Raw genomic sequence first — 14,495 nt, 5'->3', positions numbered from 1 at the left:
CTACCGTGCACCTTGTAAGCTGGCGAGCATGAACGAGCCGGCCCTCACGGTCGATGAACGACTCGCGCTCCTGGCGGCGGGGCACTTTGACGCCGCCCAGGTCGTGCCTGCGATCCTCGATGTCACGAACGCCGACCCTGCCGCAGTCCTCGCGATCCGCACGCTGCCAGCGATCACGTACGAACGCGTCGCCGAGGAGATCCCCCCGCGCCAGAGCGAGACCGCAGATCTCGCGGTTCCCGCGTCCTCCGCGGATGCACTCGTCACCGCCGTGAACCGCAACCCGGTGGCATCCGTCGTCCTCACCCAGCTCGTCCGGGCCACCGCGGCCCTTCCGATCGATGACGCGCTGGCGATGGAGTCGATCTCCTACTCCGCCCTGCAGGCAGGACAGGAATACCAGACGTGGCTGTCACGGCGTCGGGCGCCCGAACCCGCGGGCGATCCGAGCCCTCGCATTCGGATCGAGGCCGATGTCGAGGCCGTCACCATCTGGCTCGACCGCCCCCTACACGCCAACGCGCTCGACACCCGTGCACGGCATGAGCTCGTCGAAGCGCTGACTGGGCTGCGGTACGACGAAAGCCGAATCATACTGCGCGGCGTCGGTCCGCACTTCTGCGCCGGCGGCGACCTCGAGGAGTTCTCCGCCCCCACCGACGTCACCGAGACCCATCGCGTGCGCCTGCGCCAGGGACTCGCAGCCACCGTGGCGCACCTGGGCGCTCGCCTCGATGCGCACGTGCACGGTGCCGTCATCGGCGCGGGTTTGGAACTGAGCGCCTTCGCCGACCGAATCATCGCCCGACCGGATGCCCGCTTTCGTTTGCCCGAGGTGCGGATGGGCCTTCTTCCGGGTTCGGGTGGCACGGTGAGCGTACCGCGCCGCATCGGGGCGAACCGCGCGCTGGTGCTCATGCTCACCGGCCGGGTCCTCGATGCCGAACGAGCGCTGGCCTGGGGCCTGATCGACGAGATCGCACGATGATCGAGTCCGCTGACCTCGTCGCGGACAGCTTGCGCGGAGCGCTCGACGATCCGTTTCCGGGTGTCCTCTCACCCCGGACTCATACCTCGGCTCCGGACTTCACACGCACCTTGACAATCTCCGGCGCACGGCCGTCGGCCGATGTCAGCGCCGTGATCGAGCGCTTGGGCTCACTGGCCGACATGCTCGCTGAGCGCGCCGGTGCGGATCGGCCGGGAATTGATGGTGGCCTGCTCGCCGAACGCGAGCGGCTGTCGCAGGACACCCACATCCCGGCATCGGGGCGATCGCTGCGGGGTGCGACGCGGCTGCACCGCTGCTCCGACGGATGGCTCGCCCTCAACCTCGCGCGCGATGACGACCGCGAGAGCCTCCCCGCCCTCACCGGCGGAGCCGTAGAGCCCGCCGGTGACGGCCTGCTGGAGTGGTGCGCGCAGAAGCGTACAGGCGACGTCCTCGCGCGGGCCCGGCTGCTGGGGCTGGCGGTCGGCATCCTGCCGTCGGCCACGGCCACGGCCACGGCCACGGCCACGGCGTCGCCGTTCGCGGTGGACGCCTCGGCCGCGCGGAGCGGGCGCCAGTGGCGCGACCGCGTCGTCGTCGACCTGTCTCGGCTGTGGGCGGGACCGCTGGCCGGTGCACTGCTGGCGGAGAGCGGTGCACACGTAATTCGGCTCGTCGATGTGACCGCACCGGCGACAGTGGAACCGACAGACGCCGCCTTCGAGAGCCGCCTGCACTCCGCAAAGGAGACACGGGAGCTCGATTTTGCCGATCGCACGCACCTCGCGCAGATAATCGGCGAGGCGGATATCGTAATCACCTCGATGCGACCGCATGCGCTCGCCCGTTTCCCTGCGGCGCGACCCGACGCGCTGCATCTGGCCATCACCGCGCACGGCACCGGATCGGGCATCGACCGCGTGGGCTTCGGCGATGACTGCGCGGTGGAGGGCGGGCTCGTCGCCTGGTACCCCTCCGACACGGGTGGCAGCCGCCCCGAGTTCCTCGGAGATGCCATTGCCGACCCATTGACAGGGATCATCGCGGCGGTCGCCGCGTTCGGCATGGCGGCGAACGGCCGCGCGGGCCGCGTGGACATGGCGCTGTCACAGGTCGCGGCATGGACGGCATCCGTCTCGGCGATCTCATGAGCGGCACGATGGTGACCCATCCGCGCATGATCAGCGGCCTCGACTGGCGCGGATCCGCGATCGACGTGCACATCGCCGACGGCGTCATCGTCGCCGTGTCGCCCTCCTCTGCGCCGCCACCCCGCCGCACTCTTCTTCCGGCGCTGCACGATCATCACGTGCACCTGTACGCGGCGGCCGCGCGACGGAGGTCGATCGACGCGAGCGGCTGCCGCAGTCGCGAGGATTTCACCGCGATGCTGCGTGCCGCCGCGACGCGGGGCGAGCCGCTGCGGGTGGTGGGGTACGACGACACAGTCGTCGGTCCCCTCGACCGAAGCTTTCTGGACGAGCTGCTCGGCGCCCGCATCCCGGTGCGCGTGCAGCACCGCGGAGGGCACCTCTGGGTGCTCAGCAGCGCCGCGTGCCGGGCCCTCGAATCTACGGTGGAAGTTCCCGCCGACGGGCGATTCTGGGACCAGGATGCCACCTTGGCCACATCTACGACGACCTCAGCCGAGGCACTATCATCGGTGATCGCGCGGCTGCACTCCCGCGGCGTCGTGAGCACCGACGACATGACTCCGACGCTGTCGCATATCGATGCAGAGACCCTTCGCAGCCTGGTGGGCTCGGACCTGGCGCTGACGGTCTTCGGTGCAAACTCTGATCCCGCACGCGCACACGCCGCAGCCGACGGCGTCAAGATCGTGCTCGCAGACCACGAGGTGCCGCTGCCCGAGACGATCACCGCGGCGGTGGCTGCCGCCCGGCCGGCCGCCGTCGCGCTGCACTGCGTCACAGCCGACACCATGGCGATGCTGCTCGCCGCGGCTGACGTGCTGCAGGCCCGCGACCGCATCGAGCATGCCTTCGTCGCCGCCGCCGAGGTCACGCTGCTGTGGGCGGCGCGCCACGCCGACGCGCCCGCAATCGGTGTGCATCCGGGATTCCTGCGCACCCACGGCGACCGTCTCCGCCGCCATGGCGTGGCGTCTGATGTCGCGAACTACCTGCGGGTGCGATCCTGGGCAGACGCCGGGCTAACACTGCTCGGCGGAACGGATCTGCCTTTCTCCACGGATGACCCCTGGACGGCGATGCAGGCTGCAGTGGACCGTCGTACCGCGTCGGGGGTCATCCTCGGCGAGGACGAGGCAATCAGCCCGGAGGATGCCTTCACGCTGTTCCGTCGCGGAGGGTGGAACGGGACAGCACCGCGCCTGGACCTGGGCCCCGGAGACCCGGCGGACCTCTGCATCATCGACGGCACCTGGACTGATGCCCGCCGCGATCTGTCCAGGGTCGACGTGCTCGCCACGTTTCGAGACGGTCGGGACGTCTTCGGTTCCGCATAAGGCACGAGGCTTTCGGATCGACGGCCGCGCCGTACAGAAGCTTTATATTCAGTATTCTGGCACACGTGCGAATACTTCAACGTTACATCTAGAGTGGAGACGAACCGACCGATTCTGGAGGATCCCGTGGCCGACATCTCCCGACAGCTCCGCTCCCTCGAGCCCCGCATCGCCCTGGGTACGAACGCCTTCGGCTGGACGGCATCGACAGACGAGTCCGCCGCAGTGCTCGATGAGCTGCTCAACCGCAGCACCTCACCGATCCTGCTCGACACCGCCGACGTCTACACGGCGCCCGGATCCAGCGACGAGGTGCTCCGCACCTCGGAAGGAGTGATTGGCGCCTGGCTGTCCTCCCGTCCAGGCGTCCGGGAGCGGACGCTCATCGCCTCAAAAGTCGGCGGCGGAAGCGGGCGCGGCCTCCTCTCCGCGGATGCGATTCGGCGCGGCGCGGAAGGGTCACTGGGACGGCTGAACACCGACCATCTCGACGTCTTTTACGCCCACAAGGACGACCCGACCGTGCCTCTCGAGGAGACAGTGACGGCGTTCGATGCACTCGTCAGCGAGGGCCTCATCCGAGGCGTCGGCCTGTCAACCTACACGCCTGAGCGGATGCGTGAATGGATCGAACTCGCCGACCGCATCGGGGCACGCCGCCCCGTCGCAGTTATGCAGCGATACAACCTCATCTCACGGCGAAGCTTCGAACGCGACTATCTGCCGATAATCGCCGAATTCTCCCTCGCCGGGTTTGCGTACTTCGTCCTCGCATCCGGTCTGCTCACCGGGAAGTTCTCCTCACAGGACGAGGTCACCGCCAGCGCGAGAGCCAAGATGACCGCGGTGTTCACCAAGGATGAGGCGTTTACGTTTGTCGAAATCCTCCGTGACATCGCACGCCAGGTGGGCCGCTCACCGGCAGCCGTGGCTACCGCGTGGATGACCGGACGCGAGGGCGTGACGGCGCCTGTGGTCGGCGCGCGAACACCTCAGCAGCTGTCGCAAATCCTTGACGAGCTGGCGCCGCTTCCAAGCGAAACCGCCGCTGCACTTACGGAGGCGTCCATGTCGTTCGCGTGAGCACCCGGCGGTGGACACCGCGCGGCGGCAGAGGCCCGCTCAGATGATCGAAGCGCCGCCGTCGATCACGATCGCCTGCCCTGTCGTGTACGACGCGAGAGGCGACATCAGGAACACCACTGCGTCCGCAACGTCGGATGCGGGAGCTGCGGGGGCCAGCGGCACGGCGGGTGCGTCGATGACCGATCCGGTCATGGGATTGAGGATCCCTCCAGCACAGACCGAATTCGCACGTATGCCTTGCTCGGCTCGTCGCACCCCAACCTGTCGAGCGATCTGGGTGACAGCTGCCGCCATCGCTGAGTACGGGGCACTCGCGCCGGGAACATCCACCGCGGCCGCGGTCGTCGACTGCAGCACGATGCTGCCACCCCGGCGGTCGGCCATGTGATCGGCGATCAGATCTACCAGGCGCACGACATCCGAGACCGACGACATACCGGCGAGCCCGCCAAGCCATGCGACGTCGAATCCTTCGCACCAGTCGAAGACAACAGCGGGAAGGACAGCCCCTTCCGAAACCGCGGAAGCGACCTTGCCTCCGGCACCGGAATGCTTCGCCGCCAAAGCCGCTACCGCCTCCGCTACGTCGTCCACGAGCAGCACCGCGGCACCTTCCACGATGAGTCGCTCTGCCACCGCGGTTCCGATAGCCGAAGTCGCGTCCGTGACGAGCGCCGTCTTGCCAGCCAGTTTGAGATCCATATCTGCCCCTTGCCTCTGAATATGCGCACGAACGTGCGACGACTTCGACGCACCCCGGAGCAAAATAAATCAATATAGCCCCGATCATATGTTGATATAATGCATATTGAAACTCGAAGAGGAGAAGATCATGGATCTCGGACTTGACGGAACGGTGGCCGTCGTCACCGGTGGTGGCAGCGGAATCGGACGCGCGACAGCACTGCGCCTCGGCCGGGAAGGCGCGGCTGTCGTCGTCGCAGACCTCTCGGAGGAGCGCGCAGACACGGTGACGCGGGAGATCATCGCCAACGGTGGTGTCGCACTCGCCGCACCCGGCGACGCATCCACTGTCGACGGCGTCGATCGCATCGCGTCGCTCGCCGAGCAGTGGCGGGGTCCGGCGACGCGCCTGTGCTTGAACGCAGGCATCGGCGGTGAAGGCGATGTCCGCTCCATGAGCGTCGATGATTGGCGCCTAGTGTTTGCGATTAATCTCGAGTCGCAATTCCTCGCCGCTCAACGCTTCCTCAACCCAATGATCGAGGCCGGTGGCGGCGCCATCGCGACGACAGGCTCGTTCGGCGCTTTTCGTTCGGGTCACCCCACCTCCACCCCCGCCTACGGCGCATCGAAGGCCGCCGTCACGCAGTTCGTCCGCCACCTCACCGCGCGCTTCTCGGCGCACGGTGTTCGCGCGAACTGCATCTGCCCGGGATCGGTGCAGACAGGATTCGGCTCGGCCGCCGTCGGGTCCGGCACGATGGTCACGGCCCCGATGCGCGCCCCCGCCGGACGCCGCGCGCAGCCGGAGGAGATCGGTGACTGGATGGCATTCCTGCTGTCCGATCGCGCCCGCCACCTTCGCGGTCAGGTCATCCTGGTGGATGGCGGCCGCTCCGCAGTCTGAGTCGTGCAGGACACGAGGAAGCGGCGTGGGTCATGACCCACGCCGCTTCCTCGCCTTTCGCCTACTTTTTCACGGCCACCCCGTCGATAATCGGGAACCCGGCCTTCCACTCCTGCATGCCCACCAGATCGTCGCTGTATGCGACGGTGTAGTTTCGCCACAGCACGGGGATGTAGGCGGGCACCGTCTCCTGCGTCAGGCGCGCAATGTCCGCGAAAGCCCGCGCGCGCTCGTTGGGGTCCACAATCCCCTCGCTCGCGCGGATGAGCTCATCCAGGCCATCGACCGTGATGGATCCGGGGTTCCGCACCGACTCGGCGCTCAGGTGCCGCCAGAGAAACGGCGTCGGATCCAGGGTGGGGACGAGGTTCTGGGTGGCGATGGGGATGGTGGGCTTCACCCACGTAACCTCCGCGATGCTAGCACCCTGAGGGAACGCGAGATCGACATCGATGCCTATCTCCGCCCAGGACGCCTGGAGCGCCTCCGTGAGTTGCTTGTTGTTCGCCTGCCCCGCGAATGTGTACCTGAATCCATCGGCGTACCCCGCCTCCGCCATGAGTGCGCGCGCCCGGGTGAGGTCATACGGGATCTCCGCAAGGGACTCATCGAACCCGAAGCGTCCGGGCGCGATGAATTGATTGGCAGCTGCAGCATGGCCGAAGAAGATGCCATCGACGAGGCCCGCGCGATCGATTGCCATGGACATCGCGGCGCGCACGCGCGGATCAGCGAGTTCGGGGGCGAGATCGGGGTTGAGTCCGATGCCGACAAACTCCGAGCCGTCAATCTCATAGGAAGGGATGCCTGCGGCGCTGATCGAGTCGGCGAACGCCGGCTCGATCAGCGCCATGTCGATCTCTCCGGATCGGACGGCGTTCGCCATCGCGGTCGGATCCTCGATCCAGCGCAGCGAGACGCCGGCGAGCTGAACGCTCTCCGCGTTCCAATGATCGGGATTCCGAATGAGGTCGAGCTGCACTCCCGGCGCGTCTCGATCGACGGTGAACTTGCCGGTTCCGATCGGAAGCTCGTAGTCACCGGACGCGACCACGTCGGAGCTCAGCATCAGCCCAGCGCGAGACGAGAGCGTCTCGGGGAATCCGACCTGCGGCGCCGAGAGCGTCACGCGAAGGTGCGTGTCGTCGATCACCTCGATGCCGGCCAGCGCCGCGAGGTCGGCCTTCGAATTCGAAGCGTCACCCGCGTAGTACTCGAGAGTGTCGCTGACGTCCTGCGCATCGAAGGTCGACCCGTCACTGAAGACGACGTCGTCGCGGAGCTCGAACTCCCATGTCGAACCCGCATCAGGCGTTGCCCAACCCACGGCGAGCCCCGGCTCCAGCGTCAGGTCAGCTCTCACACGCACGAGGGTGTCATAGACCATGTCGTAGATTGGGACGATCGTGGCCCCGGGCATCTTGGACGGATCCCAGGAATTGTGCAAGAAGCGCACTCCGATCGAGATCGTCGCCCCCGTGTCGATCGTGACGTCGTCCGCACTCTCCGCGGAAGATGTTCCTGCGCACCCCGCGAGCGCAAGCGTCACCCCGGCGATCGCGGATATCGATCGCGCTAGTTTCCGGTTCTTCATTCCACTCCTTTGTGTCTGCATTACCGTGATAACAGACACTAGCATTGCATCCGATCGGAGTGCGATTGATGTGTTTATTTCTATATCTCTGCTAAAAAGAGAGCGGATACTCTCCGACAGCACGGGCAGTTTGAACGTGACGCTTGTTTAATTTTCTGATCGGAAGGAAAAAAGATGATAGATTCTGCGCGTACACCGCTTCCAGGCCCTGCGGAGTTCCCGTTGCGCTGGCAGGTCGGAGAGGCACGGATCACGCGTATCCCCGAGAAGTACGTCGAGCTTGCGTTCGCCACCTTCCTGCCGGACGGTGACCCGGATGCCCCCGAGCTCGGCTGGATGCCCCGCGCCGCCGTCACCGCAGACGGGGACGCGGTGCAGAGCTTTCACTCCTTCGTGATCGAGATCGGCGACGAGGTGATCGTCGTCGATACCGGCTATGGCGATCGGAAGATGCGCCCCGGTCGCGTCAACGCACATATGCTTCGCACGACGTACCTGGACTCATTCGCGCTGGCAGGTTACAGCAGGCGCGACGTCACCACCGTCATCAACTCCCACGGGCACCTCGATCACATCGGGTGGAACACCGTGCTCGAAGGCGACGCTTGGGTTCCGGCGTTCCCGCAGGCCCGGTATGTGATGGATCATGTCGAGCTCGCGTATTGGACCGAGGGCAAACGGAGCCCCGCCAACGACGAGGATGCGCAGATGCGGGCCATCGAGGATTCACTGCTGCCGCTACGCGCGCATGGCGTGATGACCACTACTCGCGGCGCGCAGGAGATCAACGATGGCGTGGAGGTCGTGCCGTTCCCCGGACACACTCCAGGGCACCTGTGTGTCCGCGTCCGATCCAACGGCGCAGAGGCGTGGATCACGGGTGATCTCCTCATCCACCCCAGCCACATCAGCTTCCCAGAGTGGGGCTGCTCGATCGACACCGATCCGGCGCAGGCAGAGCGTTCGCGGCGTAGCTTGCTCGCGCAGGTCGCCGATCGCGATGTACTCGTCCTCGGCTCGCACTGGGTGGCGCCGACCGGGATGCGCGTCCAGTCGTCGCAGGCCCAGCGCTTCCAGGGCATGCCCGTGGTCGCGCCTCACTGAGGCCGCTCAGCGGGCGATCAACGCGTCAGCAGGTCCTGGTCGCCCGGTGACATTGCCGCAAGCTCGTCGAGAGTGCGCAGCGCGGCTTCCCGCACGCGTTCGGCCCAGACCTCGTCGATTCCGTCCAGCAGTTGCTCGAAGCGGAACACTGCCAGCGGACCGAGCGCGTCGAACACGCGGGCGACGGAGTCTCGTGCTTCCCGCCGCAGCCAGCCTTCCGGCATGAGCGAGAGCGGCAGGCCTGGATCTAGCGGCACCAAACGACGGTATCGAGTGAGCAGCAGCGTTCGTTTCACCAGTGCTGCCGCGGGAGAGAGATCGCCAGCGGCGAACTGCGCCGCGAGCTCTTCAGCCTCGTCTAGGACGATCGCATACGCCGCATTGATGCCTTCGAGGTCCCACGATTCGATCGGCTGACGGCCGCGCACCATGAAAGACGAATCCTCGACGAGATGCGCACTGAGCTGTTCGACCCCGCGAACGTCGGCCTTCGTGACGGCGACCTCCCGCAGGTCTCCAGGCGCGATCCACACGCCGTCGTAGAACGGTGCGAAGCCCTCCAATCTCAGCGAGTCGCGCAGTGCCATGCGAATCCGACTCTGCTGCTCCGGCACGGAGAATGCTACGACTGTCCACACCCCAGACCAATCGTCGGTGAGGCCGAAGTTCAGTATTCGTCGCACACCCGGCTCTGCGCGGCTTCGCGTAGGAGGAGCGGCGCGGAAGAAGAGATTCCTGCCGGCCTTTCGTGTCTCGAGGAGATCGTCGCGCTCAAGACGGCGGAGCGTGGCACGCGCGTTCGGTGCCGCGACGTCGAAATCCGCGAGTACCGAGACCAGAAAGGTGCCCGGGACCTCGATGGCAGCGTCATTGCGCCAGTAATATGCGAAGAAGGTCGCCATGATGTCGCGTGCGGTAATGCGTCGAGCTAGCCTTCCCTCCGCACGGCCACCCACGGTGGCGGCATCGCTCTCCGAATCGTCCAGAACCGTCGTCATATGCTCTCTCCTCTTCGTGACCCGCCGACGTGCGCCGTCAACACTCTCTGACTCGGTGTGAGGAACCTCCCCATCGGATCGAAACCGCAGCGTACGCCTTCGAATTTCGTGAAATCCGGGTACTGAGCGCTCAGGTACTCGACCGAGCGACAATGCTCCTTCGCCCAGTGCGGTCGCGCGCCATAGACTACCAAGATCTCTTCGAGCATCGCGAACAACGTGGGGAATCGCTCGCCGCTCGGAGCCGCAGCGGACACCGTGACCGACGTTCGCCCGGCGTACGGCGACAGGTACGCCGCATCCGACGACACGACCCGCAGCGCGACAGGCATCGCGATCTCGACCTCTGGTGCCCGCCGGAGTGCATCGTCAATCTCGCGCACGAGGTCGCCTGCCCGATCCACCGCCGCTGCATGCTCCGTAACGGTGAAGGCCGCAGGCGCCGTCGCACCTGCGGAAGCGAGCGCCACGTAGCTCGGTAGTGCACCCTCGGCGCCCGGCCGCGCCGGCGCCCACTCCTTCAAGTGGAATCGGCGTCCTTCAGGAGCACCGTCACCTCGTGGGTGCCACCGCACCGCGCGTCGGACTCCGTCCTGCTGGGTGAGCCAGCCAGACGAGAACTCGGCATACCAGGAGTCACGCACCGTCATCCAAGTCGCCGCATGCACGCTCATGTCAACCTCGGTCACGACGCCAAGCATGCCCAGATTCACCTGCGCAGCGCGAAGCACGGCGTTGTCGTCGCCGGTGACGGAGATGATCTCACCGTGGGCATCCACGATTCGAAAGGCGCGCGCGTATGCAGACAGTGCCGCTTGCGTCGCGCCCGAGCCGTGCGTCGCGGTTGCCAGGGCACCGGCGATGCTCTGCCCAGAGAACCCACCGAGAGTCGGAAGTTCGAGACCTCGATCCCATAGATCCGCGCACAGGTCGAGCAGTCTCGTTCCCCCGGCCGCCGAGACGATGCCGGCGTCGAGGTCGATGCTGCGCACACCCTGCAGGCGATCGGTGTGGATGACCACCGCCTCCTCGCCGACGGTGTCTGCCCAGGAGAAGCCCGGCCCGACCGCGCGCACCTGTCGCCCTTCGGCCACGGCCTGCCTGACCGTTTGCGCGATGCCGGTCTCATTGGCCGGGCGCTCCTGCCGCGAGACGGAGACAGTCCGAGACCCGCTCCAGTTGGACCAGGTTTCGGACGACGCCTCCGGTGTCACGACGCGCGCTCGACCAGCTGCGCGCGGATGTCCTTGCGCAGGAGCTTGCCCATCTCGTTATGGGGCAGCTCGCCCCACACAACGATGTTCGCCGGCACCCGTGAAGACCGCAGACGCGATCGAACCAGCGTTCGGAGTTCATCCGGGTCCACCGTCGCCCCGGGCAATATCACCAGCACCGCCACAGGCACCTCGCCCCACTGGTCATCCGGCATCGCCACAACGGCGGCATCCACTACCGTCGGATGCTCCCGGAGAACATCCTCGATCTCACCGGGCGAGATGTTCTCGCCTCCACGTATGATCACATCGTCCGCACGTCCGCTGAGGAAGAGGTAGCCACCCACGTCCAGCCTGCCTCGGTCCTTCGTCGCGAACCAACCGTTGACCAGGTGTGAATCCATCCCGCGGTACGCACCCGCGATCTGCGGACCTCGCACCCAGATGTCACCTTCGTCGCCCGGTGGCACGATCGCACCGTCATCTCCGCGGATCTGCAGCTCGATCGACGGGATCGGCCGACCGACGGAGCCGAGGCGCGCACGCACCGACAAGTCCGAAGACGCCAGTGCCTCACGGTGGTCGTCCGGTCCGAGTAGCGCAATCGTCGAACTCGTCTCGGTCAGACCGTAGGCGTTGGTGAACCCCACGTGCGGCAGGTGCGCGAGAGTGGCGCTGATCAGCTCCACGGGCATCCGTCCGCCGCCATAGGACAGTGCGCGCAGCGACGGCAGCGTCTCACCGGTCGAGACGAGCTCGTCCAGGATCCGCTGTAGCATGGTCGGCACGACCATCGCCGAGGTCACCTTCTGGTCGCTCACGGCGGCGATCCATCCCTCCGCGTCGAACGAGTCGAGGTAGACCATCTTCCGCGCGGCGAACACCGACGAGAGCACGGCGGCGATCCCCGCGACATGGTACGGGGGCACACTGACCAGCGCGGCGTCTTCCTCGGGTGCGGAGAGCATCTCCACGGTGCCGAGGATGTAAGACGTCAAATTCTCGTGGCTCAGCTCCACGATCTTCGGCTCACCGGTGGTGCCGCTGGTGAACAGCCACACCGCGATGTTCCCGCCATCAGAGGAGGCGGATTCGACGACAGCAGGCGTCCGCGCCTGAGCGATATCGAGAAGAATCGCGTCGCCCACACCCCCGACGCGACGTGCGCCTGCGTCGTCTGTGACGATGAGTACCCGCCCGAGGCGCTCGACCTGGCGGCGCAGCTGCTCGTCGGCGAGCCGATAGTTCAGCGGCGCGAACGGGATACCGGCGGAGGCGGAGGCGAACAGGAGCAGCGGCACCGCCGCCGAGTTTGTCCCGATGAACGCGATCGCCTCTACGCCGTCGTGGGCTGCACGGGCCGCCAGGGACTGCGCACCCCGCTGCACCTCTGCATACGACAGCGCTCCCTGTCCATCGACGATCGCGGTTCGGTCCGGCGCGATCTCGGCGATGGTGCTGAGCAGAACGGAGATGCTCATGTCAATCCGAGGAGGGCAGTGGTGTCGCGGCGCGCTGGCCCAGCTCACGGCCATCGGCGGTGAGCGGACCGGCGCCGGGGCGTGTGACCATCACGACGAGGCTGGTCTGCGCATCCTCGAACCGCTTTCCGACGGCGAGTTCTGCACCATCGCCGTTCCCTTCCACACCCTCGGGGCGTTCGGTCAGCATAGGCGCACCTGCGCACGCGAGCTCGACATCCGCACCGGTGACGATGATCGCCTCCACGCTGGACGCGGCGCTGAACACACGGGTTCCTGCAGTCCAAGTAGTCATATTCTCTTCCTTTCTCCGAGGCTCAGCGGCCGCGGAATTTTTCTGCTCGCAGGCGAAGGGAACCGCCATCGACGGGGAGGATGTCGGATGTCACGTACCGCGCTTCATCCGACGCGAAGTACAGCGCCGCGCTCGCGATGTCATCGGGCGTGCCGCGGCGCTTGATCGACAGATCGACGATGCCGTCGTCGTCGTACATCCCGGAGGCGCGCACGGCGTTGCTCATGGGGGTCTCGACGGGACCGGGGCAGATCGCGTTGACGCGGATACCGTACTCGCCGTACTGGAAGGCCAGGCTGCGCGTGAGAGCGACCACCCCACCCTTCGACGCGGCGTACCCGGCGCGGGGCGCCATGCCGATCGCGGCGGCCGAGGCAATGTTCACGATCGATCCGCCGCCGCCGCGCTCCATGAGCGCCGGCAGCGTGTGCTTGCAGCACAGGAACACACCGGTGAGGTTGACGTCGAGGAGGCGCTGCCAGGCGTCCTGCTCGAGTTCGTGCAGCCTGAGCGTGTCCCCGAACGAGATGCCGGCGTTGTTGACGAGGATGTCGATCCCGCCGAAGGAGTCGACGGTGGCCTGCGTCATCGCCGCGACATCATCCGCGTCGGTGACGTTCACCCGCAGGGCGATGGCTCTGCCGCCGCGCTCGATGATCTGCGAGACCGTCTCCTGGGCCGCCTCGAACGCCAGGTCGGCGACCGTGACCGATGCGCCTTCCGCCGCGAACCGCCGGGCGATGCCCCGTCCGATCCCGCTGCCGGCTCCGGTGACGATGGCGCTCTTGCCTGCGATCCTGCCGCTGCTCATTGTCTGTGCTCCTTCTTCCCGCGCCATGGTCAGTCCGTCCGCGTGCGTGTCGTGCCGCCATCGACCGGCAGCACCGTGCCAGTAATGTAGGACGCCTCATCAGATGCCAGGAACGTCGCCGCATAGGCGATGTCGTCCGGCTCGCCGAATCCCGGCAGGACCTTGCTGACGATCGGCCGTGCGTCGTGCTCGGCGGCCGTCGTCGCGATGAAGTCGTTCTTGTACTCCGAGATGTGCGCCAACTCGGTGCGCCGGTCGGTCTCGATCGTGCTGGGGGTGATGATGTTCGCCCGCACGCCGTACTCTGCGGCCTGCGCGGCGACCGCCTTCGTGAGCGCGTTGACCGCCGCCTTCGATGCGGCGTAGACGGGTAGCGCGGATTTGACCAGCGAGGCGATCGACGAGATGTTGACGATCGATCCGCCGCCGTGCTCGCGCATCACGGGCAGAACGTGCTTCATGGTGAAGAAGACGCCCTTGGCGTTCACGTCCATAGTCCGGTCCCACACCTCCTCGGTGAGGTCGGTCAGTTCGGGCGGTTCGATCCCGTAGACGGCGTGGTTGTTGCAGAGCACGTCGACCCTACCGAAGACACGGATCGTCTCCGCGACCAGATCGCGCACCTCGTCCTCCTTCGAGACGTCGGCGCGCACGAAGTGCGCCTGGCCGCCGGCGATGCGGATTAGCTCCACGGTCTCTTGACCGGAGACCACGGTGCGGCATGTCACGACGACTCGAGCCCCCTCTCGCGCGTACATCTCCGCGATCGCGCGTCCGATGCCTGTGCCGGCGCCTGTGACGATGGCCGTTCGCCCGGACAGTCGACCCGATCCTGAATCCAT

The 14,495-nt window shown here is 66.5% G+C and carries 14 protein-coding genes; 6 read left to right on the top strand and 8 right to left on the bottom strand.

The window, feature by feature from the left end; translation table 11 throughout:
• The first annotated feature begins 28 nt into the window (after positions 1-28).
• From ACSS7Z_RS07540 to ACSS7Z_RS07525, 4 genes are all read left to right on the top strand, one after another.
• Positions 29-988, top strand: coding sequence for an enoyl-CoA hydratase/isomerase family protein (locus ACSS7Z_RS07540; protein WP_438253890.1), 960 nt, complete (start codon positions 29-31; stop codon positions 986-988).
• Positions 985-2,142, top strand: a complete 1,158-nt coding sequence (locus tag ACSS7Z_RS07535; protein ID WP_438253889.1) for a CoA transferase — start codon at positions 985-987, stop codon at positions 2,140-2,142. The genes ACSS7Z_RS07540 and ACSS7Z_RS07535 overlap by 4 nt, the downstream gene beginning before the upstream one ends.
• Positions 2,112-3,479 (top strand): amidohydrolase family protein, encoded by a 1,368-nt coding sequence (locus tag ACSS7Z_RS07530; protein WP_438253888.1) that lies wholly within the window; start codon positions 2,112-2,114, stop codon positions 3,477-3,479. Before ACSS7Z_RS07535 ends, ACSS7Z_RS07530 begins: the two co-directional genes overlap by 31 nt.
• Positions 3,480-3,605: 126 nt before the next feature.
• Positions 3,606-4,562: an aldo/keto reductase gene (locus tag ACSS7Z_RS07525; protein WP_438253887.1), complete on the top strand. Its 957-nt coding sequence runs from the start codon at positions 3,606-3,608 to the stop codon at positions 4,560-4,562.
• A 39-nt stretch (positions 4,563-4,601) separates the two neighbouring features.
• Here the strand turns inward: ACSS7Z_RS07525 and ACSS7Z_RS07520 are convergent, their stop codons facing one another.
• Positions 4,602-5,267 (bottom strand): SDR family NAD(P)-dependent oxidoreductase, encoded by a 666-nt coding sequence (locus tag ACSS7Z_RS07520; protein WP_438253886.1) that lies wholly within the window; start codon positions 5,265-5,267, stop codon positions 4,602-4,604.
• A 130-nt stretch (positions 5,268-5,397) separates the two neighbouring features.
• Between ACSS7Z_RS07520 and ACSS7Z_RS07515 the strand changes: the two genes are divergently transcribed.
• On the top strand, positions 5,398-6,156 hold the full coding sequence (locus ACSS7Z_RS07515) for an SDR family NAD(P)-dependent oxidoreductase (protein ID WP_438253885.1): 759 nt from the start codon (positions 5,398-5,400) through the stop codon (positions 6,154-6,156).
• Between the two features lie 61 nt (positions 6,157-6,217).
• Here the strand turns inward: ACSS7Z_RS07515 and ACSS7Z_RS07510 are convergent, their stop codons facing one another.
• The gene (locus tag ACSS7Z_RS07510) at positions 6,218-7,750 is read right to left on the bottom strand and encodes an ABC transporter substrate-binding protein (protein WP_438253884.1); all 1,533 of its coding nucleotides are present in this window, start codon (positions 7,748-7,750) and stop codon (positions 6,218-6,220) included.
• A gap of 174 nt (positions 7,751-7,924) precedes the next feature.
• Here ACSS7Z_RS07510 and ACSS7Z_RS07505 point away from each other — a divergent pair, with 174 nt between their 5' ends.
• Positions 7,925-8,854: an MBL fold metallo-hydrolase gene (locus ACSS7Z_RS07505; RefSeq protein ID WP_438253883.1), complete on the top strand. Its 930-nt coding sequence runs from the start codon at positions 7,925-7,927 to the stop codon at positions 8,852-8,854.
• Between the two features lie 17 nt (positions 8,855-8,871).
• Here ACSS7Z_RS07505 and ACSS7Z_RS07500 read toward each other — a convergent pair whose 3' ends face one another.
• From ACSS7Z_RS07500 to ACSS7Z_RS07475, 6 genes are read right to left on the bottom strand one after another with little or no spacing between them, the layout of a single operon-like run.
• Complete coding sequence (locus ACSS7Z_RS07500; RefSeq protein ID WP_438253882.1) at positions 8,872-9,852, bottom strand: PaaX family transcriptional regulator; 981 nt, start codon at positions 9,850-9,852, stop codon at positions 8,872-8,874.
• Positions 9,849-11,066 carry a D-arabinono-1,4-lactone oxidase gene (locus tag ACSS7Z_RS07495; RefSeq protein WP_438253881.1) on the bottom strand — a complete coding sequence of 406 codons (1,218 nt, stop codon included), beginning with the start codon at positions 11,064-11,066 and terminating at the stop codon, positions 9,849-9,851. Before ACSS7Z_RS07495 ends, ACSS7Z_RS07500 begins: the two co-directional genes overlap by 4 nt.
• The gene (locus tag ACSS7Z_RS07490) at positions 11,063-12,547 is read right to left on the bottom strand and encodes a class I adenylate-forming enzyme family protein (RefSeq protein ID WP_438253880.1); all 1,485 of its coding nucleotides are present in this window, start codon (positions 12,545-12,547) and stop codon (positions 11,063-11,065) included. The genes ACSS7Z_RS07495 and ACSS7Z_RS07490 overlap by 4 nt, the downstream gene beginning before the upstream one ends.
• 1 nt (position 12,548) lies before the next feature.
• Positions 12,549-12,842 (bottom strand): hypothetical protein, encoded by a 294-nt coding sequence (locus ACSS7Z_RS07485; protein ID WP_438253879.1) that lies wholly within the window; start codon positions 12,840-12,842, stop codon positions 12,549-12,551.
• Between the two features lie 22 nt (positions 12,843-12,864).
• Positions 12,865-13,653, bottom strand: a complete 789-nt coding sequence (locus tag ACSS7Z_RS07480) for an SDR family NAD(P)-dependent oxidoreductase (RefSeq protein WP_438253878.1) — start codon at positions 13,651-13,653, stop codon at positions 12,865-12,867.
• Positions 13,654-13,682: 29 nt separating this feature from the next.
• Complete coding sequence (locus ACSS7Z_RS07475) at positions 13,683-14,495, bottom strand: SDR family NAD(P)-dependent oxidoreductase (RefSeq protein ID WP_438254274.1); 813 nt, start codon at positions 14,493-14,495, stop codon at positions 13,683-13,685.

The organism is Microbacterium wangyouchuni, from assembly GCF_051546305.1.
Classification (GTDB): Bacteria; Actinomycetota; Actinomycetes; order Actinomycetales; family Microbacteriaceae; genus Microbacterium.
The sequence above is the reverse complement of the archived record's forward strand: the minus strand, read 5'-3'. Positions and strand labels throughout refer to the sequence as shown.

Excerpts from the sequence above, each read along its gene's own strand:
- ACSS7Z_RS07540 (WP_438253890.1), top strand. The coding sequence starts at position 29 with ATGAACGAGCCGGCCCTCACGGTCGATGAACGACTCGCGCTCCTGGCG.
- ACSS7Z_RS07535 (WP_438253889.1), top strand. The coding sequence starts at position 985 with ATGATCGAGTCCGCTGACCTCGTCGCGGACAGCTTGCGCGGAGCGCTC.
- ACSS7Z_RS07530 (WP_438253888.1), top strand. The coding sequence starts at position 2,112 with ATGGACGGCATCCGTCTCGGCGATCTCATGAGCGGCACGATGGTGACC.
- ACSS7Z_RS07520 (WP_438253886.1), bottom strand. The coding sequence starts at position 5,267 with ATGGATCTCAAACTGGCTGGCAAGACGGCGCTCGTCACGGACGCGACT.
- ACSS7Z_RS07515 (WP_438253885.1), top strand. The coding sequence starts at position 5,398 with ATGGATCTCGGACTTGACGGAACGGTGGCCGTCGTCACCGGTGGTGGC.
- ACSS7Z_RS07510 (WP_438253884.1), bottom strand. The coding sequence starts at position 7,750 with ATGAAGAACCGGAAACTAGCGCGATCGATATCCGCGATCGCCGGGGTG.
- ACSS7Z_RS07505 (WP_438253883.1), top strand. The coding sequence starts at position 7,925 with ATGATAGATTCTGCGCGTACACCGCTTCCAGGCCCTGCGGAGTTCCCG.
- ACSS7Z_RS07500 (WP_438253882.1), bottom strand. The coding sequence starts at position 9,852 with ATGACGACGGTTCTGGACGATTCGGAGAGCGATGCCGCCACCGTGGGT.
- ACSS7Z_RS07490 (WP_438253880.1), bottom strand. The coding sequence starts at position 12,547 with ATGAGCATCTCCGTTCTGCTCAGCACCATCGCCGAGATCGCGCCGGAC.
- ACSS7Z_RS07485 (WP_438253879.1), bottom strand. The coding sequence starts at position 12,842 with ATGACTACTTGGACTGCAGGAACCCGTGTGTTCAGCGCCGCGTCCAGC.
- ACSS7Z_RS07480 (WP_438253878.1), bottom strand. The coding sequence starts at position 13,653 with ATGAGCAGCGGCAGGATCGCAGGCAAGAGCGCCATCGTCACCGGAGCC.
- ACSS7Z_RS07475 (WP_438254274.1), bottom strand. The coding sequence starts at position 14,495 with ATGGATTCAGGATCGGGTCGACTGTCCGGGCGAACGGCCATCGTCACA.